A 17,102-nucleotide genomic window follows, 5' to 3' on the forward strand; every position below is an offset into this window, starting at 1 on the left:
GCGCCCGTCAGTAAAACGTTCAATCCGGCACCTGCAGAATCTGACGCCCACGGGCGTCATCCAGAGTGTCGTGCGAATTCGCACTAGAGAGGCGAGATGACCGGCCGCAGCGCATTCCAGGCATGGCAGCTCGGGCATTGCCAGTGCAGTTCCCGCCCCGCGAAACCGCAGCGACTGCAGCGATAGCGCGGCATTGTCCTATACAAGCCGATGATAATTGGAGCAATTTTTTCGATGCCCGAGGGATTGCCGTCCGCCATGTGAAGCCCATCCAGGAACTCGCCAACACCCTGCCAGGAAGGGCGCTGCTCAACACGCCGCAACAGGCTGTCGCGCCAGTAGGTCGAAGCGCCATCGTCCTCGGTCTCGGCCAGGACCGCCAGAATCAGCGGCGGCACCTCTTCGGACTCCGCCAGGTCGCGGATGAACTCGCGAACCAGTGGCACACCCAGGCAATCGTAGCGTCGCAACAGCGGCACGATCTCCCCAACGAAAGCCTTGGCGTCCCGCGCCAGCTCGCCCATGGTGGCGACGGCTGCGGGATGATCCTGCCGCCAGAGCTCGCAACCCAGCCGCATCAGCAGTGCCCGCACGCAATGGCGATCCACCCGGCGGGCTTCGCGCAGCAGCTCCTGCATGCCGCTGCGGTCGCCACTGCGCCCCTTCTCCTGGGCCAGCTCGCAGTAGTAATTGGCCAGCGCCGCGACCAGCTCGGGCCGGCTGGGTACCAGCTGGGCCGCCAGCTCGATCGCCCGGGACCAATCCTTCTCCCGCTCGCAGATCAGTCGTTGCTCGTCGAGCGCTTCCAGCGAAATCGGCTCACCCTGCAGATGAACCAGCTCATCCAGCAGTTCCTCGGCACTGCCGAGCAAACCGCCTGCGATGAAGTCCCGCGCCAGTTCGAGGCGAACCTGCGAGGCCAGCGAAACATCCTCGCCAGCGCGGCCGAGAAGGTCCTGGTGAATATGAATGGCTTTTTCGATATCGCCCCGCCGGCGGAACAGATTGCCGACGTGCAGATGGCTTTCCAGCGTCTCCGGGCTCAGCACCAGGCCCTGGGAGAGATTTTCCAGCGCATCGTCGGAGTGGCGCTCCAGCAGGTTGTGCATGCTGTGGATGCGCGAGCGCAGGTCATTGCCTGCGCCGGGAATGGGCTGTGAACGCGAACGCCGCCCCATCCACCAGCCGATGGCCAGGGCGCAGAAGAAGAACAGCGTCGCGAGAACGCTAGGCATGATCCGTCAGCGACTTGTCACGCAGCGCGTCGTTCTCCTTGCGGAAGCGGGTAATTTCAGAGCGCATGCCTGCCATGCGGACGCGCGCCCGGGCGCGGACGGGAATGCTCAGCAGCAGGCCGATCAGCCCGCCGAGGACAAACGCCAGGGACACGAAGACAACCAGCGGCCATTGCGGCGACTGCCAGCCCAGGAAGGTCAGTTGCACAGTCTGGAGGTTTTCCAGGACGAAAACCACGACCACGGCAGCCAGAACGACCAGCGCCAGGATGAACAGGAAACGCTTTACCCGAAGCATGGAAACTCCTTCAAAACGGATACCCCGGGCTCACTCGGGCTCGTTGACGCGGTCGCGCAGCTCCTTGCCGGGCTTGAAGTGCGGAACGAACTTGCCGTCCAGGCGCACGGACTCGCCGGTCTTCGGATTACGGCCGGTGCGCGGGGCGCGATAATGCAACGAGAAACTGCCGAACCCCCGGATTTCGATGCGATCCCCAGTCGCCAGAGCCTGGGACATTTGCTCAAGCATGGTCTTGATCGCCAGCTCCACATCCTTTGCGGAAAGCTGCCCCTGATGGGTGACGATTCTCTCGATCAACTCCGACTTGGTCATGGTTTTCCCTTCTTTTTCAAGCGGCTAGATCAGCTCAAGGTTCTTTTAGCATGCTGATCAGACTTTGAACAGCCCGAAGGGAAAGGATGTGATCGCTCCCCCGCAGGGCCAACCTCGGGAATAAAAAATGGCCGGCCTCCGGGGGAAGGAGGTCGGCCACGGTCGCACCCAGGAGCGGAAGGGTGCGCAAGGGAAAAACGGATCAGGCGACGGCGGCGAGTTGAGCCTTGGCCTTGGACAGACCCTTCTCGGCGAATTCGGCGCCCATGTTCAGGCCTTCGGCGTGGATGAAGGTGACGTCATGGATGCCGACGAAGCCCAGCGCCTGGCGCAGGTAGGGCTCCTGGTGGTCCAGCGCACCACCGGCGTAGACGCCGCCGCGGCTGGTCAGCACGAAGGCGCGCTTGCCGGTCAGCAGGCCCTGCGGGCCGGTCTCGGTGTACTTGAAGGTGACGCCGGCGCGCAGCACATGGTCCAGCCAGGATTTCAGGGTGCTGGGAATGGCAAAGTTGTACATCGGCGCGGCCAGCACCAGCACATCGGCGGACTGCAGCTCGGCGGTCAGCAGATTGGAGCGCTCCAGCGCCGCCCGTTCGATCTCGGATTGCTCCTGCTCCGGCTTCATCCAGCCGCCCAGCAGGTTGGCGTCCAGGTGCGGCACCTGCTCGACGGCCAGGTCGCGCACCTGGATTTCATCCGCCGGGTGTGCGGCCTGCCATTGGGCGATGAATTCGCGGGTCAGCTGACGGGATACGGAACCTTGCTGGCGGGCACTGCTTTCGATAACCAGAACGCGGGACATGGATTCGACCTCCATCGGTCAGTGACTTGTCGATGGAGTGAATCCTAAAGATGGATAACTCGATAAAAAAGCGGAAATAATCGCTGCTAATTATCGAATAAATTGATTTCTAGCTGGACTGCTTCTAGTCTTGGCCCCGTAAGGAAACTATCAGGCCGGCGCACAGGTGAGCTTGATGCGCAGCTTGATGACCGCGCGACTGAAGCTCGAGGTCATGTTGGCCTCCTTGCCCGGCTCCAGAGTGGCCTTGCGCACATGGGGCGTTTCCGGGCCATTGACGAATACCGCGGTGCAGGTCACCGGCTGCTGACCGTTGTTGCGCAACAGGATCGCGCCCATCTGGTCGCCGATGTCCTGGGTGTCATAGCTGATCTCGGTGCCATTGAGCGACTTCTCGACCTCAATGGGATAGGCCAGTGCGGTCAGCGGCAACAGTGCCAGAACGGCACAACAGATTTTTTTCATGGCGGTCTCTTGTTGGTCTTCTGCGGACCGCCAGATTAGACAAGAGGAGGCGAGGATGAAAGCGCCCCGCGTTACCCTGGATCAGTGGAGAACCCTGCAGGCCGTGGTCGATCACGGCGGCTTCGCCCAGGCGGCGGAAGCCATGCACCGTTCGCAGTCGTCGATCAGCTACACCGTGGCGCGCATGCAGGAGCAGCTCGGCGTACCGCTGCTACGCATCGACGGACGCAAGGCGGTGCTCACCGAGGCCGGCGAAGTGCTGCTGCGGCGCTCCCGCCAACTGGTGAAGTCCGCCGGCCAGCTGGAAGAACTCGCTCACCACATGGAACAGGGCTGGGAGCCGGAGGTCCGCCTGGTCGTGGACGCCGCCTACCCCACCGTGCGCCTGGTCCGCGCCCTCTCCGCCTTCATGCCGCAAAGCCGTGGCTGCCGGGTACTGCTGCGCGAAGAAGTGCTCTCCGGCGTAGAGGAAGCCCTGGTGCAGGGCCACGCCGACCTGGCCATCAGCGGCCTGAACATCGCCGGCCACCTTGGGGCCGATCTCAGCGTGGTGGATTTCGTCGCCGTCGCCCACCCCGACCACCCGCTGCACCGCCTGCAGCGCGAGGTCACCCACCAGGACCTGGAAACCCAGATGCAGGTGGTGATCCGCGACTCCGGCCGCCTGCAGCCACGCGACGTCGGCTGGCTGGGCGCCGAGCAACGCTGGACGGTAGGCAGCCTGGCTACCGCCGCCACCTTCGTCAGCAACGGCCTGGGCTTCGCCTGGTTGCCGCGGCACATGATCGAGCGAGAGCTCAAGGACGGCGTGCTCAAACCGCTGCCGCTGACCCAGGGCGGCGTACGCGAGAGCCGCTTCTACCTCTACCCGAACAAGGAGAAGCCGCTGGGCCCGGCCACGCAGATTCTCGTCGAACTGCTGACCACCTTCGCCAGCGTCCCACTGGACGCGCACTTCGCCGCCCCCGAGAGCCCGACCTGAGGCCAGGGCCCAGAGCCAAAGCAAGGAGCCCGTCATGCCATTCTTCGACCACACCGGCCACCGCCTGCATTACGAGGAAAGCGGATTCGGCACCCCGGTGCTGCTGGTGCACGGCCTTGGCTCAAGCACCCGCGACTGGGAATACCAGGTGCCGGAGCTGGAGAAGCGCCACCGGGTGATCGCCCTCGACGTGCGCGGCCACGGCCAGTCGGACAAACCGCGCGAACGCTACAGCATCGGCGCCTTCGCCGAAGACGTGATCGCCCTGCTCGACCACCTGCACCTGGGCCGCGTGCACCTGGTCGGCATCAGCATGGGCGGCATGATCGGTTTCGAGCTGGCCACCCGCTGGCCGGAACGACTGAACAGCCTGACCATCGTCAACAGCGCGCCGGAATTGAAACCGCGCAGCCTTCGCGAATACCTGGAAGTGGCGCGCCGGCTGTTCCTCGCCCACGTGCTGGGCCTGGACACCGTGGGCAAGGCCCTGGGCAAGCTGCTGTTCCCCAAGCCCGAGCAGGCCGACCTGCGCCGCAAGATCCAGCAACGCTGGCCGCAGAACGACAAACGCGCTTACCTTTCCAGCCTGCACGCCATCATCGGCTGGGGTGTGCAGGAGCGCCTGGCGCGCATAACCTGTCCCACACTGGTGATCAGCGCCGACCGCGACTACACCCCGGTCTCGCTCAAGCAGGCCTACGTCGGGCACCTGCCCAACGCCCGCCTGGTGGTGATCGAGGACTCGCGGCACGCCACACCGCTGGATCAGCCGGAACGCTTCAACACCACTCTGCTCGACTTCCTCGAGCAGGTCGACCATCCCTAGAACCCAACGGAAACATCCGCCAAATGACTCTGTTCAAACGCTTCCTGCTCGCTGCCTGCTCCCTGGTCCTGGCCGGCTCGGTATTCGCCGCCGACGCCAACAAGCCGCACGTACTGCTGTCCACCACCTCGGGTGAAATCGAGATCGAGCTGTACGCCGACAAGGCCCCCATTTCCGTGAAGAACTTCCTGAACTACGTCGACAGTGGCTTCTACAACGGCACCATCTTCCACCGCGTGATCCCCAACTTCATGATCCAGGGCGGCGGCTTCACCGAGAGCATGAGCCAGAAAGACACCCAGGCGCCGATCAAGAACGAAGCCGACAACGGCTTGCTCAACGAGCGCGGCACCCTGGCCATGGCCCGTACCAGCGCGGTGGACTCGGCCACCAGCCAGTTCTTCATCAACCTGACCGGCAACGACTTCCTCAACCACGGTGCCCGCGACTTCGGCTACGCCGTGTTCGGCAAGGTGGTGCGCGGCATGGGCGTGGTCGACCAGATCGCCCAGGTCCAGACCGGCAACCGCGGCATGTTCCAGGACGTCCCGAAAGCCCCGGTCGTCATCCTCTCCGCCAAGCGCCTGTGATGTCCCGCGCACACGCCTGACGGAGGCCATATCCAGCGGGTCCAGGACGGACCCGCTACCAACCTGAGAAGAATCATGCTTTACCGTCGTTTCGAACGTCTGATCGATCCCTTCCGTGACGTCCCCGAGCGCATGCCGCCCTCCGACGTCATCCGCTTCTACGTCTATTACCTGCGCCAGGTCTGGCCGGTGTTCCTCGCCCTGCTCTTCGTCGGCCTGATCGTCGCGCTGATCGAAGTCGCGCTGTTCAGCTACCTGGGGCGCATCGTCGACCTCGCCCAGGGCACCGCCCCCGCCGACTTCTTCTCCCTGCACGACCGCGAGCTGATCTGGATGGCCGTGGTCGCGCTGATCCTGCGCCCGCTGTTCAACGGCCTGCACGACATGCTGGTGCACCAGAGCATCAACCCCAGCATGACCAACCTGATCCGCTGGCAGAACCACCGCTACGTGCTCAAGCAGAGCCTGGGCTTCTTCCAGAACGACTTCGCCGGACGCATCGCCCAGCGCATCATGCAGACCGGCAACTCCCTGCGCGACTCCGCCGTGCAGGTGGTGGACGCCATCTGGCACGTGGTCATCTACACCCTCAGCGCCCTGGTGCTGTTCGCCGAGGCCGACTGGCGCCTGATGATCCCGCTGGTACTCTGGGTGATCGGCTACGTCGGCGCGCTGGGCTACTTCGTGCCGCAGGTGAAGCGCCGCTCGGTGGCCGCCTCCGATTCGCGCTCCAAGCTCATGGGCCGCATCGTCGACGGCTACACCAACATCACCACCCTCAAGCTGTTCGCCCACACGCGCCAGGAAGAGGACTATGCCCGCGAGGCCATCGACGATCAGACCCGCAAGGCCCAGCGCGCCGGGCGCGTGGTGACTTCCATGGACGTCACCATCACCATCTTCAACGGCCTGCTGATCGCCGGCACCACGGGCCTGGCCCTGTGGCTGTGGAGCCAGTCGCTGATCTCGGTGGGCGCCATCGCCCTGGCCACCGGCCTGGTCATCCGTATCAACAACATGTCCGGCTGGATCATGTGGGTGGTCGGCGGCATCTTCGAGAACGTGGGCCAGGTGCAGGACGGCATGCAGACCATCGCCCTGCCCCGCCAGGTGGTGGACAAGCCTGAGGCCAGGCCGCTGACGGTGAATCGCGGCGAGGTTCGCTTCGAACAGGTGTCGTTCAGCTACGGCAAGGGCGGCGGCCTGATCGACGGCCTCGACCTGGTGGTGCGCCCCGGAGAGAAGATCGGCCTGGTCGGCCCCTCCGGCGCCGGCAAGTCCACCCTGGTCAACCTGCTGCTGCGCCTGTATGACCTGGAAGGCGGACGCATCCTGATCGACGATCAGGACATCGCCGGCGTGACCCAGGAAAGCCTGCGCGCGCAGATCGGCATGGTCACCCAGGACACCTCGCTGCTGCACCGGTCGATCCGTTCCAACCTGCTCTACGGTCGCCCGGATGCCGGCGAGGACGAATTGCAGGACGCCATCCAGAAGGCCCGCGCCTCGGAATTCATCCCACAACTGAGCGACGCCGAAGGGCGGCAGGGACTCGACGCCCACGTCGGCGAGCGCGGCGTGAAGCTTTCCGGCGGCCAGCGCCAGCGCATCGCGATCACCCGCGTGCTGCTCAAGGATGCGCCGATCCTGATTCTCGACGAAGCCACCTCGGCGCTCGACTCGGAAGTGGAAGCGGCGATTCAGGAAAGCCTGGAGACCCTGATGCAGGGCAAGACGGTGATCGCCATCGCCCACCGCCTCTCCACCATCGCCCGCATGGACCGCCTGGTGGTGCTGGAACACGGCCGCATCGTCGAGAGCGGCAGCCATGCCGAGCTGCTGGCCCATGGCGGGCTTTACGCGCGGCTTTGGCGGCACCAGACGGGTGGGTTCGTCGGGGTGGATTGATCGTTTGCCCTGAGATGCACCAAAGCATCCGTTATCTGTAGGAGCGAGCTTGCTCGCGAACAGCCCGAGCATCAGAGCCGCCGGGGAAATCCGTTCGCGAGCAAGCTCGCTCCTACGAAGAGCCGCTCGCCCCCATAAAAAAGCCCGGCACAGGGCCGGGCACGTCCAAACCGGGACAGCTCAGTGTGTGTCCAGTAACGTCAGCGCCTCTCGACTCAGGCGCTCGACCGTAGCCCAGTCGCCACTGTCGATGGCGCCCTTGGGCAGCATCCAGCTGCCGCCCACGCACATCACGTTGGCCAGCCGGTAGTAATCATTCAGGTTGTCCGGGCCGACGCCGCCGGTGGGGCAGAAGCGCACGTCCGGGAACGGCCCGCCGAAGGCCTTGAGCGCTTCCACGCCGCCGCACACCTTCGCCGGGAACAGCTTGAAGCGGCGCAGGCCGTGGCGGTACGCCGCCATGATTTCCGAGGCGGTGGCCACGCCCGGCAGCAGCGGCACCGGGCGAGTCACGGCGTACTGCAGCAACTCCTCGGTGCAACCCGGCGTGACGATGAACTTCGCCCCCGCCTCTTCCGCCTGGCGGAAGGTTTCCGGATCGAGCACGGTGCCGGCGCCCACCAGCAGCTCCGGGCGTCGCTCACTCAACTGGCGAATGGCGGTGAGCCCCAGCGAGGTCCGCAAGGTCACTTCCAGAACGGTGATCCCTCCAGCGGCAAGGGCATCCGCCATGGGCAGGATGTCCGCCTCGCGGTCGATGGTGATCACCGGCAGGATGCGCGCACGCTGCGCCAGGGCATCGATCTGCTGGATGTGTTGTTCAGACATTGCGGTAACTCCGTGCCTCAGGGGCACCAATGGATCGAAAGAGGTGCGCGCAGGAACGCGTTGACCGGCATGCGCTGGTCGTCGTTGTCGCTGAGCGCCTGGCTCAGGGTGGCCAGCTTGGCCTCGCCCTGGATGGCCAGCAGTTGCAGCCGCGCCCCCTGCAAGACGGCGCGGGTCAGGGTCAGACGCTGACGAGGCACGCTCGGCGCCCACATCGGCAGGCAGCGGCGCGTACTCGCCGGGTCGAGCGCTTCGGCCAGCCCGGCGCTGCCGGGGAACAGCGAGGCGGTATGGCCGTCGTCACCCATGCCCAGCACCAGCACGTCGATGGGCAGGCTCAGCTCATGCAGGAAACGGTCGGCCTTGTCGGCGGCCTCTTCCAGCGAGGCTGCCGACTGGTACAGACCGATGAAGTGCGCGCGGGCCGCCGCGCCCTTGAGCAGATGGCGACGTAGCAGGCCGGCATTGCTGTCAGGGTGCGACTCGGGCACCCAGCGCTCGTCGGCCAGGCTGACGGACACCTTCGACCAGTCCAGCTCCGCGCTACTCAGCGCTTCGAGGAAGGCGATCGGACTACGCCCACCGGATACCACCAGCAACGCCCGGCCACGTTCGGCCAGCGCCGCGCGCAACCCGTCGGCCACGGTAGCGGCCAGTCCCTGCGCCTGCTCGGCGGCGTTGTTCCAGGTGTTCCAGGCCATGCCTTCAGCCAGTTTCGGTTCAGTGATCGCCATACCAGTCCCTCCCGTCGCGTGCGATGAGGGCAACAGACGCCTGCGGTCCCCAACTGCCCGCCGGGTATGGCTTGGGTTCCTCGCCCAGGCGGCCCCAGCCGGCGATCAGGTGGTCACACCATTTCCAGGCGAACTCCACCTCGTCCTTGCGCACGAACAGGTACTGATTGCCTTGCATGACTTCCAGCAGCAGTCGCTCGTAGGCGTCCGGCGTACGGGCGGTGTGGAAGGTCTCGGAGAAATTCAGTTGCAGCGGGCCGGTGCGCAGTTGCATGCCCTTGCCCAGGCCCTGGTCCTTGGTCATCACCTGCAGGGAAATGCCCTCGTCCGGCTGCAGGCGGATGATCAGGCGGTTGCTGATCAGCGAGCGCTGCTCCGGGGCGAAGATGTAGTGCGGCGGTTCCTTGAAGTGGATGACGATCTGCGACAGCTTCTGCGGCATGCGCTTGCCGGTACGCAGGTAGAACGGCACGCCGGACCAGCGCCAGTTGCGGATGTCCACGCGCAGCGCGACGAAGGTCTCGGCGTCGCTGTTGGGGTTGGCGTTTTCCTCGGCGAGATAGCCGGGCACCGCCTTGCCGTCGATGAAACCGGCGGTGTACTGGCCGCGTACCACGCGGGTGGCCAGTTGCTCCGGCGCGATGGGCTCCAGCGCACGCAGCACCTTCACCTTCTCGTCGCGGATGCTGTCGGCGGTCAGGTCCGCCGGCGGGTCCATGGCGATCAGGCAGAGCAGCTGCAGCAGGTGGTTCTGCACCATGTCGCGCAGCTGGCCGGCCTTGTCGAAGTAGCCCCAGCGGCCTTCGATGCCGACCTTTTCGGCCACGGTGATCTCCACATGGGAGATGTGATTCTGGTTCCACTGGGTCTCGAACAGGCTGTTGGCGAAGCGCAGCGCGATGAGGTTCTGCACCGTCTCCTTGCCCAGGTAGTGGTCGATCCGGTAGATGCGGTTTTCCGGGAAGAAGCGCGCCACCGCGTCGTTCACCGCACGGGAGGACTCCAGATCGTGGCCGATGGGTTTCTCCAGCACCACCCGGGTGCGCTCGGCGAGGCCGACGGCGGCGAGATTCTCGCAGATGCCGCCGAATACCGAGGCGGCCGTGGCGAAGTACGCGACCAGGGTGCGCTCCTCGCCGACCTGTTCGGCCAGCGCCGTGTAGGAGCCGCCATCGAGGAAGTCCATGTTCAGGTGGGTCAGGCGCGCCTGGAAGCGCATCCACACCGCCTCGTCCCACTCCTTCGCGGGCACCGCCTGGCGCAGGCGTCGCTCGATGACGGCCAGCGGCGCCTCGCTGGCACCTTCGTCGCGGGCCAGGGTGAGAATGCGGGTTTCGCCGTGCAGCAGGCTCTCGCGATCGAGCTGGTACAGCGCCGGGAGCAGCTTGCGCAGGGCAAGATCACCCAGGGCGCCGAACAGCGCGAGGGTGCAGGGCAGAACGCGGACTTCAGGCATTTGTTGTTACCAACTAAATTTTGAACGATAGTTAGCCTTCTACGCCGGCATTAAGACAAATATGTAGTAATTAAACAACATATTTTTGCCGTTTCGCGTCCTTGTTGGTCGCTGCCGGCCTGAAAGTTAGGATAGCGCCGCTGATCGGCCCTACCCGGTCAACCGTCGATTACCTCAAGGAGCACGGATGAAAAACCTGCTGGAGCAGATCCAGAGCCGTCTGGAACAGCTGAACAAGGCCGAGCGCAAGGTCGCCGAAGTGATACTGCGCGACCCGCAGCAGGCCACGCGCTTCAGCATTGCCGCGCTGGCCCAGGCCTCCAGCGTCAGCGAGCCGACGGTGAACCGCTTCTGCCGCTCCTTCGGCATGAGCGGCTACCCGGAGCTGAAGATCCAGCTGGCCCAGAGCCTGGCCAGCGGCGCGGCCTTCGTCGCCCAGGCGGTGGCCGAGGACGATGGGCCCGAGGCCTACACCCGGAAGATCTTCAGCAGCACCATCGCCTCGCTGGACAGCGCCTACAAGCTGCTCGACCCCAAGGTGATCGACCGCGCCGTGGACCTGCTGATCCAGGCCCGGCAGATCCATTTCTTCGGCCTCGGCGCTTCGAGCTCCGTGGCGCTGGATGCGCAGCACAAGTTCTTCCGCTTCAACCTGGCGGTATCGGCCCACAGCGACGTGCTGATGCAGCGGATGATCGCCTCGGTGGCGCACACCGGCGACCTGTTCGTGGTGATTTCCTATACCGGGCGCACCCGCGAGCTGGTGGAAGTGGCGCACCTGGCACGGCAGAACGGTGCCTCGGTGCTCGGCCTGACCGCCGCCGACTCCCCGCTGGCCCGCGCCAGCACCCTGAGCCTGGACATCCCGCTGCCGGAAGACACCGACATCTACATGCCGATGACCTCGCGGATCATCCAGCTCACCGTGCTCGACGTACTCGCCACTGGCGTGACCCTGCGCCGCGGCGTGGACTTCCAGCCGCACCTGCGGCGGATCAAGGAGAGCCTGGTGCCAACGCGTTACCAGCTCGATGAGGAAGATTAGGAAAGCATCGCGCCTACAAAAAGCAATGCCGCACGCTGATCCGCTCTCGTAGGAGCGGAGCTTCTCCGCGATGCTCTAGTGCACGGCTGACTCTTCGCGGACAAGGTCCGCTCCTACGGGATAAGGCCGGCACGCAACGTGGCTTTCCGTAGGAGCGAGCTTGCTCGCGAACGCTCTCGCCGGAAACTTTGGAGCCAAGCGGTTCGCGAGCAAGCTCGCTTACACTCGTTCGGCCCGCCCTAGAAGCTCAGTCGATCAGACCAGCCCGGCGCGCAGGTTCAGCAACATCCGCTCGCCCTGCGCCAGGATCAGCCCGCCCGCGCGATAGCCGGCGGCGCCAATGCACAGGAAGCGATCCGCCTCGGCCGCCGCCACCTGCTCCACCGTGCGGCTGCCGGGGTGCCAGATCACGCTGCCGGCGCCGACGTTCTTGTCGATGCGCAGACGGCGCTGCCAGCCGGCATCTTCCAGCACCAGGGCCCCTGTGTTGTAGAGCACCTGCTTGACCGCCCCGCGCGGAGCCCAGGTATTGGGCAGACCGGTGGCCTTGCCGTCCAGCTCCATGCCATGGACCACCGAACGACGCAGCGAGCCCACGCGCCAGTATGGCTGCAGGGCGAAGCTGAACAGGCAGTCGCTGTCATCCTCGTGGTAGCTGGAGAGCTCGATATCCAGGTCCTGGCCCAGGCGCGCCTCCAGGCGCACGTGCCAATCCTCGACGTCCAGTTGCCAGCTGACCACCACCTTGCTGTCGTCGGCCCAGGCATCGAGCATCCGCCACTCGCGCTGGCGCGCCCAGCCGTGCTGGGGCCAGTCGGGCTCGACCGGGTGACTGCCGAACCAGGGCCAGCAGACCGGGATGCCGCCCCGAATCGGCGCGGTGCTCAGGCTCGGCCACTGGCTGGAACACCACAGCAGCGGGCGCGCACCGCGCGGCTGGAAGTGCAGCAACTGCGCGCCCTGGCGGCTGAATACCGCCTGGCACTGCGGGTGATCGATCAGCAGCAGGTCGCGACGCTGGAAGCGCACCCAGTCGAAGGGGCGCTTGGCCCGCATGGAATGAAAAAAGCGCTGCAGCGGATGCTCGAGCATTATCCGGATGTCCTGATCCAATCCCTGCCCGGACGCTCCGGGGCGTAAAGAGGCTGTAGTTTCACTACATTCGATGAAAAGCGGCGATTCTACTCGCAAAGCCTAGCCACGCGCAGCGCCCGCGCCAATGAAAAAAGGCCCGTCGCACGGACGGGCCAGATTCGCACCAGGAAGCAATCAGAAGCTGGACTGGATCTTCAGGCCGGCCACCACGGCGTTGTTGACCTCGTCGACGCCACCGGGATGCTTGATGTACTGCAGGTTCGGGCGCACGGTGAGCCAATTGGTCACATGCACGCCGTAGTACAGCTCGGCGTTGTACTCGGTGTCCTGGATGGGCTGGTACAGCGGGTTGTCGTAGTCGTCGATGCCGTTGACCTGGTTCACCAGGCGCTGGCGGTCCTGCACGTCATCGTTGACGTGGATGCGCGCCACGCCGAAGCCGATGTCGTCCTTGGGCCGCGCATCGAACGGGCCTTTGTAGACGACGCCCAGCTGCTGGTAGTTGTCCACCGTGTTGGTCGCCTCGTCATGCACGGTGAAGTTGGCGAACAGGCTGAGGCCGCGCGAGGCGTCGCCGTTGTGCGCAGTGATCTGTTGCTGCGCCACCACCCACCAGCCGTGCTTGCTGCTGTGGGACTTGAACGGCTCACCGGTGAGCGGCTGCGGGTTGCCGTTGACGTCCTCGAAGACGTCGTCGGCCTTGGCAGTGCTGTAGTAGTAGCCCAGGCGGTATTCGCCGGGCAGCTGCGCCGCGCCGACCTTGGGCATCCAGACCAGCTCCACCGGCAGGATGGTGCCTTCGGTGCCGCTGCCGTTGAGCTTGAAGCCGTTGCCGGTCTCCAGGTTCGAGGGGTTCTGGTTGTAGGCGCCGACCTGGGCGTACCACTGATCGTTGAAGTTCCACTTCACGCGGGCGGCCCACTGGCTGACCGGCCAGTTGTACCAGATGCCGCCGACCCAGTTGCCCACCTGCGAGCCGCAGAAGGCCAGGTTCTGGAAGTCGCAGGGGAAGCTGTTGAAGTCCTCGCCTTCGCCGAAGCGGCCGACCTTCACGTCCAGTGCGCCGTCGAAGTACTGCTGCTTGATCCACATCTGGGTCAGGCGCCAGGTCTGGCCACGGCCCCAGACTTCCTGTACGGAGCTGAACTGCCCGGCGCGCGGGTCGCTGATGCGGTCGTTGGAGAGGTTGCGGCCGCTACGCTCGGTGACGGTGAGCTGGAACTCGGTGGCGTCCCAGCCCAGGATCTTCTGCAGGTCCAGGTGGGTGCCGAGGGCGAACTGGTCGGAGTAACGCGCGGTGGTGTGCTGGTCGTAGCCGCCGCCCAGGTTGCTCGCGGCTTCGCCGACGTAGTCGAGCTTGAAGTCGTAGCCCTTCTCCAGCAGTTCGGTGCGCTTGCCGCCCCAGTCGCCCAGGCCCCACCTGGACTCGGATGAAAAGGCGTCGGCGGCATGGGCGACATTGCCCACGCAGCCCAGTGCGAGCAGGCAGCCCAGGGTTCGTGCGGCAGGCCGGTTCTTGTTGTTCTTGTGCATCTCCAGCGTCCTCGTTGTCTTGGTTTCTAGCGTAGTTGCAGGCAGGGGTACTTCAGGAATGCTTCTGCCGTGCCAGCGGCGTCACCTTGTTCGCGCCGTCGCCGCGCGGCTCGGCGCGCAGACGCTCGCCGCTCCGCGCGTCGAACAGCAGTGCGCGGGAAGGATCGAAACGCAGCTGCAGGGACGCCCCCGGCTGCGGCGCCTGGTCCGGCGCAAGTCGGCAGCAGACCTTGGCACCGTTGAGCGTGACGAAGGCCAGGGTGTCCGGACCGGTGGGTTCGACCACCTCGACTTCGGCGCGCAGGTCGCTCGGACCGTTGGCACCGTCGCTGGCCAGCTGCACCTGTTCCGGACGCACGCCGAGGATCAGCTCGCGACTCTCGACCAGCCCGGCGTCCAGTTGCAGCGGCAGCTCGCAACGGTCCTGGCCGCTGTCCAGCAGGCCGACCAGCCGGCCGCCCTGCTGCTGGACCTTGAGCGGGATGAAGTTCATCGGCGGCGAACCGATGAAGCTGGCGACGAACAGGTTGGCCGGATCGTTGTAGATCTGCTGCGGCGTACCGAACTGCTGGACGATGCCGTCCTTCATCACCGCCACCTTGTCACCCAGGGTCATGGCCTCGATCTGGTCGTGGGTCACGTATACCGTGGTGGTCTTCAGGCGCTGGTGCATCAGCTTGATCTCGGTGCGCATCTCCACGCGCAGCTTGGCGTCGAGGTTCGACAGCGGCTCGTCGAACAGGTAGATCTTCGGCCGCCGCGCCAGCGCCCGGCCCATGGCCACGCGCTGCTGCTGGCCGCCGGAAAGCTGCGAGGGCTTGCGTTCGAGCAGGTGCTCGATCTGCAGCAGCTTCGAGACGCGCGCTACTTCGGCGTCGATCTCGGCCCTGGGCAGCTTGCGGATCTTCAGGCCGAAGGCGATGTTCTCGCGTACGCTCATGGTCGGGTACAGCGCGTAGGACTGGAACACCATGGCGATGTCGCGATCCTTCGGGCTCATGCCGCTGATGTCCTGGCCGTCCACCAGGATGGCGCCGCCGGTCACGCTTTCCAGCCCGGCGATGCAGTTCATCAGGGTGGATTTGCCGCAGCCGGAGGGGCCGACCAGGATCAGGAACTCGCCCGAATCGATCGACAGGTTGATCGACTTCAGGGTGTCGGCCAGGCCGCTGCCGTAGGACTTGTGCAGGTTGCGCAGTTCGAGTGTGGACATCTGGGGGTTACCTCAACCTTTGACGGCGCCGGCGGTGAGCCCGCGCACGAAGTACTTGCCGGCCAGTACGTAGACCACCAGCGTGGGCAGCGCCGCGATCATCGCGGCCGCCATGTCAACGTTGTATTCCTTCACGCCCGTGCTGATGTTCACCAGGTTGTTCAGCGCCACGGTGATGGGCTGGGCATCGCCGCTGGCGAACACCACGCCGAACAGGAAGTCGTTCCAGATCTGGGTGAACTGCCAGATCAGGCAGACCATCACGATGGGCGTGGACATCGGCATCAGGATGCGCAGGAAGATGGTGAAGAACCCTGCGCCGTCCAGCCGCGCGGCCTTCACCAGCGCATCGGGAATCGCCACGAAGTAGTTGCGGAAGAACAGCGTGGTGAAGGCCAGGCCGTAGATGCAATGGACCATCACCAGGCCCGTGGTGGTGTTGGCCAGGCCGAGCTTGCCGAGGGTGAAGGACATCGGCAGGAGGATCACCTGGAACGGCAGGAAGCAGCCGAACAGCAGCGCGCCGAAGAACAGCTGCGAACCGCGGAAGCGCCACATCGACAGCACGTAGCCGTTCATGGCGCCGATGAAGGTGGAGATCAGCACGCCGGGCACGGTGATCTTCACCGAGTTCCAGAAGTAGTCCCCCACCGCGCCCCAGGCCTTCACCCAGCCGATCAGGGTGAACACGTCCGGCAGCGCCAGCAGGTTGCTGTTTCGGATGTCTTCCGGGGTCTTGAAGCTGGTCAGCAGCATCACCAGCAGTGGGATCACGTACAGCGCCACGGCACCCCAGAGGGTCGCGTGCACCGCCAGGCGGCTCAGGCTGAACGACGGTTTCAGGGTCGAGTCATGCATGGCGCTTGCCCCGCAGTTCGGAATACAGGTACGGCACGACGATGGCCAGCACGGCGCCCAGCATCAGCATCGCGCTGGCCGCGCCCAGGCCCATCTGGCCGCGGGTGAAGGTGTGGGCGTACATGAACATCGCCGGCAGGTCGGAGGAGTAGCCGGGGCCGCCGGCGGTCATCGCGGCGACCAGGTCGAAACTCTTGATGGCGATGTGAGCGAGGATCATCAGCGCGCTGAAGAACACCGGGCGCAGGCTCGGCAGGACGATACGCAGGTAGATGGTCGGCAGGCTCGCACCGTCCACCTGGGCGGCGCGCACGATGGCCGGATCGACCCCGCGCAGGCCGGCGAGGAACAGCGCCATGACGAATCCGGAGGCCTGCCACACGGCGGCGATCACCAGGCAATAGACGACCCGCTCCGAGTCCACCAGCCAGTCGAAGCGAAAGCCCGTCCAGCCCCAGTCGCGCAGCAGCTTGTCCAGCCCCAGGCCGGGGTTGAGCAACCACTTCCAGGCCGTGCCGGTGACGATCATCGACAGCGCCATGGGGTAGAGGTAGACGGTGCGAATGAAGCCTTCGCGGCGGATGCGCTGGTCCAGCAGCACGGCAAGGAACACCCCGAGCACCAGGCAGACGCCGATGAACAGGCCGCCGAACAGCAGCAGGTTCTTGCTCGCCACCCACCAGCGGTCGTTGCCCCACAGGCGCAGGTACTGGGTCAGCCCGGCCCAGCTGTAGGCCGGCATGAAGCGCGAGTTGGTGAAGGACAGCAGCAGCGTCCAGCCGATGTAGCCGTACACGCAGACCAGCACCACGAGCATGCTCGGGGCCAGCACCAGCTTCGGCAGCCAGGCCTGCAGGCCGTCGAGCAGCGAAACGCGGTGGGGAGTGAAAGTCGGAGATCGGGTCGCCATCTGCTTTCT

The 17,102-nt window shown here is 65.3% G+C and carries 18 protein-coding genes; 5 read left to right on the forward strand and 13 right to left on the reverse strand.

Features of this window, described 5'->3' with window-relative positions; genetic code table 11:
* Positions 1–83: 83 nt before the first annotated feature.
* From ACAW63_RS24810 to ACAW63_RS24830, 5 genes are all read right to left on the reverse strand, one after another.
* Entirely contained in the window at positions 84–1,109 is a 1,026-nt protein-coding gene (locus ACAW63_RS24810) for a hypothetical protein (RefSeq protein ID WP_371229922.1), read from the reverse strand.
* Between the two features lie 118 nt (positions 1,110–1,227).
* Positions 1,228–1,533, reverse strand: a complete 306-nt coding sequence (locus ACAW63_RS24815; protein ID WP_275610884.1) for a lipopolysaccharide assembly protein LapA domain-containing protein — start codon at positions 1,531–1,533, stop codon at positions 1,228–1,230.
* A gap of 30 nt (positions 1,534–1,563) precedes the next feature.
* The gene (ihfB, locus tag ACAW63_RS24820) at positions 1,564–1,848 is read right to left on the reverse strand and encodes an integration host factor subunit beta (protein WP_015478091.1); all 285 of its coding nucleotides are present in this window, start codon (positions 1,846–1,848) and stop codon (positions 1,564–1,566) included.
* Between the two features lie 202 nt (positions 1,849–2,050).
* Positions 2,051–2,650 (reverse strand): FMN-dependent NADH-azoreductase, encoded by a 600-nt coding sequence (locus tag ACAW63_RS24825; RefSeq protein WP_275610883.1) that lies wholly within the window; start codon positions 2,648–2,650, stop codon positions 2,051–2,053.
* 150 nt (positions 2,651–2,800) lie between these two features.
* Positions 2,801–3,115, reverse strand: coding sequence for a 3-phosphoglycerate kinase (locus ACAW63_RS24830; RefSeq protein ID WP_275610882.1), 315 nt, complete (start codon positions 3,113–3,115; stop codon positions 2,801–2,803).
* Between the two features lie 55 nt (positions 3,116–3,170).
* Here ACAW63_RS24830 and ACAW63_RS24835 point away from each other — a divergent pair, with 55 nt between their 5' ends.
* The 4 genes from ACAW63_RS24835 to ACAW63_RS24850 all read left to right on the forward strand — a co-directional run bounded on the left by ACAW63_RS24835 (position 3,171) and on the right by ACAW63_RS24850 (position 7,421).
* Positions 3,171–4,097 carry a LysR family transcriptional regulator gene (locus ACAW63_RS24835; RefSeq protein ID WP_371229927.1) on the forward strand — a complete coding sequence of 309 codons (927 nt, stop codon included), beginning with the start codon at positions 3,171–3,173 and terminating at the stop codon, positions 4,095–4,097.
* A gap of 34 nt (positions 4,098–4,131) precedes the next feature.
* Positions 4,132–4,923 (forward strand): alpha/beta fold hydrolase, encoded by a 792-nt coding sequence (locus ACAW63_RS24840; protein WP_371229930.1) that lies wholly within the window; start codon positions 4,132–4,134, stop codon positions 4,921–4,923.
* 29 nt (positions 4,924–4,952) lie between these two features.
* Entirely contained in the window at positions 4,953–5,513 is a 561-nt protein-coding gene (locus tag ACAW63_RS24845; RefSeq protein ID WP_371234780.1) for a peptidylprolyl isomerase, read from the forward strand.
* Between the two features lie 75 nt (positions 5,514–5,588).
* Positions 5,589–7,421, forward strand: a complete 1,833-nt coding sequence (locus ACAW63_RS24850) for an ABC transporter ATP-binding protein (RefSeq protein ID WP_371229932.1) — start codon at positions 5,589–5,591, stop codon at positions 7,419–7,421.
* 180 nt (positions 7,422–7,601) lie between these two features.
* Here the strand turns inward: ACAW63_RS24850 and ACAW63_RS24855 are convergent, their stop codons facing one another.
* The 3 genes from ACAW63_RS24855 to zwf are packed head-to-tail and all read right to left on the reverse strand — an operon-like array spanning position 7,602 to position 10,439.
* Complete coding sequence (locus tag ACAW63_RS24855) at positions 7,602–8,249, reverse strand: bifunctional 4-hydroxy-2-oxoglutarate aldolase/2-dehydro-3-deoxy-phosphogluconate aldolase (protein WP_371229935.1); 648 nt, start codon at positions 8,247–8,249, stop codon at positions 7,602–7,604.
* 17 nt (positions 8,250–8,266) lie between these two features.
* Positions 8,267–8,983 (reverse strand): 6-phosphogluconolactonase, encoded by a 717-nt coding sequence (pgl, locus tag ACAW63_RS24860; protein ID WP_371229937.1) that lies wholly within the window; start codon positions 8,981–8,983, stop codon positions 8,267–8,269.
* Complete coding sequence (zwf, locus tag ACAW63_RS24865; RefSeq protein ID WP_371229940.1) at positions 8,970–10,439, reverse strand: glucose-6-phosphate dehydrogenase; 1,470 nt, start codon at positions 10,437–10,439, stop codon at positions 8,970–8,972. The genes pgl and zwf overlap by 14 nt, the downstream gene beginning before the upstream one ends.
* 187 nt (positions 10,440–10,626) lie before the next feature.
* Here zwf and ACAW63_RS24870 point away from each other — a divergent pair, with 187 nt between their 5' ends.
* Positions 10,627–11,484 (forward strand): MurR/RpiR family transcriptional regulator, encoded by an 858-nt coding sequence (locus ACAW63_RS24870; RefSeq protein ID WP_371229942.1) that lies wholly within the window; start codon positions 10,627–10,629, stop codon positions 11,482–11,484.
* A gap of 255 nt (positions 11,485–11,739) precedes the next feature.
* Here ACAW63_RS24870 and ACAW63_RS24875 read toward each other — a convergent pair whose 3' ends face one another.
* The 5 genes from ACAW63_RS24875 to ACAW63_RS24895 all read right to left on the reverse strand — a co-directional run bounded on the left by ACAW63_RS24875 (position 11,740) and on the right by ACAW63_RS24895 (position 17,093).
* The gene (locus tag ACAW63_RS24875) at positions 11,740–12,576 is read right to left on the reverse strand and encodes a D-hexose-6-phosphate mutarotase (protein ID WP_371229943.1); all 837 of its coding nucleotides are present in this window, start codon (positions 12,574–12,576) and stop codon (positions 11,740–11,742) included.
* Between the two features lie 177 nt (positions 12,577–12,753).
* A complete protein-coding gene (locus tag ACAW63_RS24880; protein WP_371229945.1) occupies positions 12,754–14,112 on the reverse strand; it encodes a carbohydrate porin in 1,359 nt (452 codons plus the stop codon).
* 52 nt (positions 14,113–14,164) lie between these two features.
* On the reverse strand, positions 14,165–15,325 hold the full coding sequence (locus ACAW63_RS24885; RefSeq protein ID WP_371229947.1) for an ABC transporter ATP-binding protein: 1,161 nt from the start codon (positions 15,323–15,325) through the stop codon (positions 14,165–14,167).
* Positions 15,326–15,337: 12 nt separating this feature from the next.
* Complete coding sequence (locus tag ACAW63_RS24890) at positions 15,338–16,183, reverse strand: carbohydrate ABC transporter permease (protein WP_088418070.1); 846 nt, start codon at positions 16,181–16,183, stop codon at positions 15,338–15,340.
* Positions 16,176–17,093, reverse strand: a complete 918-nt coding sequence (locus ACAW63_RS24895; protein WP_371229949.1) for a carbohydrate ABC transporter permease — start codon at positions 17,091–17,093, stop codon at positions 16,176–16,178. The genes ACAW63_RS24890 and ACAW63_RS24895 overlap by 8 nt, the downstream gene beginning before the upstream one ends.
* Positions 17,094–17,102 lie beyond the last annotated feature (9 nt).

This window comes from Pseudomonas sp. QE6 (assembly GCF_041379005.1).
Taxonomy (GTDB): Bacteria; Pseudomonadota; Gammaproteobacteria; order Pseudomonadales; family Pseudomonadaceae; genus Pseudomonas.

Excerpts from the sequence above, each read along its gene's own strand:
- ACAW63_RS24815 (WP_275610884.1), bottom strand. The coding sequence starts at position 1,533 with ATGCTTCGGGTAAAGCGTTTCCTGTTCATCCTGGCGCTGGTCGTTCTG.
- ACAW63_RS24895 (WP_371229949.1), bottom strand. The coding sequence starts at position 17,093 with ATGGCGACCCGATCTCCGACTTTCACTCCCCACCGCGTTTCGCTGCTC.
- ACAW63_RS24835 (WP_371229927.1), top strand. The coding sequence starts at position 3,171 with ATGAAAGCGCCCCGCGTTACCCTGGATCAGTGGAGAACCCTGCAGGCC.
- ACAW63_RS24875 (WP_371229943.1), bottom strand. The coding sequence starts at position 12,576 with ATGCTCGAGCATCCGCTGCAGCGCTTTTTTCATTCCATGCGGGCCAAG.
- ACAW63_RS24855 (WP_371229935.1), bottom strand. The coding sequence starts at position 8,249 with ATGTCTGAACAACACATCCAGCAGATCGATGCCCTGGCGCAGCGTGCG.
- zwf (WP_371229940.1), bottom strand. The coding sequence starts at position 10,439 with ATGCCTGAAGTCCGCGTTCTGCCCTGCACCCTCGCGCTGTTCGGCGCC.
- ACAW63_RS24885 (WP_371229947.1), bottom strand. The coding sequence starts at position 15,325 with ATGTCCACACTCGAACTGCGCAACCTGCACAAGTCCTACGGCAGCGGC.
- ACAW63_RS24825 (WP_275610883.1), bottom strand. The coding sequence starts at position 2,650 with ATGTCCCGCGTTCTGGTTATCGAAAGCAGTGCCCGCCAGCAAGGTTCC.
- ACAW63_RS24870 (WP_371229942.1), top strand. The coding sequence starts at position 10,627 with ATGAAAAACCTGCTGGAGCAGATCCAGAGCCGTCTGGAACAGCTGAAC.
- ihfB (WP_015478091.1), bottom strand. The coding sequence starts at position 1,848 with ATGACCAAGTCGGAGTTGATCGAGAGAATCGTCACCCATCAGGGGCAG.
- ACAW63_RS24840 (WP_371229930.1), top strand. The coding sequence starts at position 4,132 with ATGCCATTCTTCGACCACACCGGCCACCGCCTGCATTACGAGGAAAGC.
- ACAW63_RS24810 (WP_371229922.1), bottom strand. The coding sequence starts at position 1,109 with ATGCACAACCTGCTGGAGCGCCACTCCGACGATGCGCTGGAAAATCTC.
- pgl (WP_371229937.1), bottom strand. The coding sequence starts at position 8,983 with ATGGCGATCACTGAACCGAAACTGGCTGAAGGCATGGCCTGGAACACC.
- ACAW63_RS24890 (WP_088418070.1), bottom strand. The coding sequence starts at position 16,183 with ATGCATGACTCGACCCTGAAACCGTCGTTCAGCCTGAGCCGCCTGGCG.
- ACAW63_RS24850 (WP_371229932.1), top strand. The coding sequence starts at position 5,589 with ATGCTTTACCGTCGTTTCGAACGTCTGATCGATCCCTTCCGTGACGTC.
- ACAW63_RS24880 (WP_371229945.1), bottom strand. The coding sequence starts at position 14,112 with ATGCACAAGAACAACAAGAACCGGCCTGCCGCACGAACCCTGGGCTGC.
- ACAW63_RS24830 (WP_275610882.1), bottom strand. The coding sequence starts at position 3,115 with ATGAAAAAAATCTGTTGTGCCGTTCTGGCACTGTTGCCGCTGACCGCA.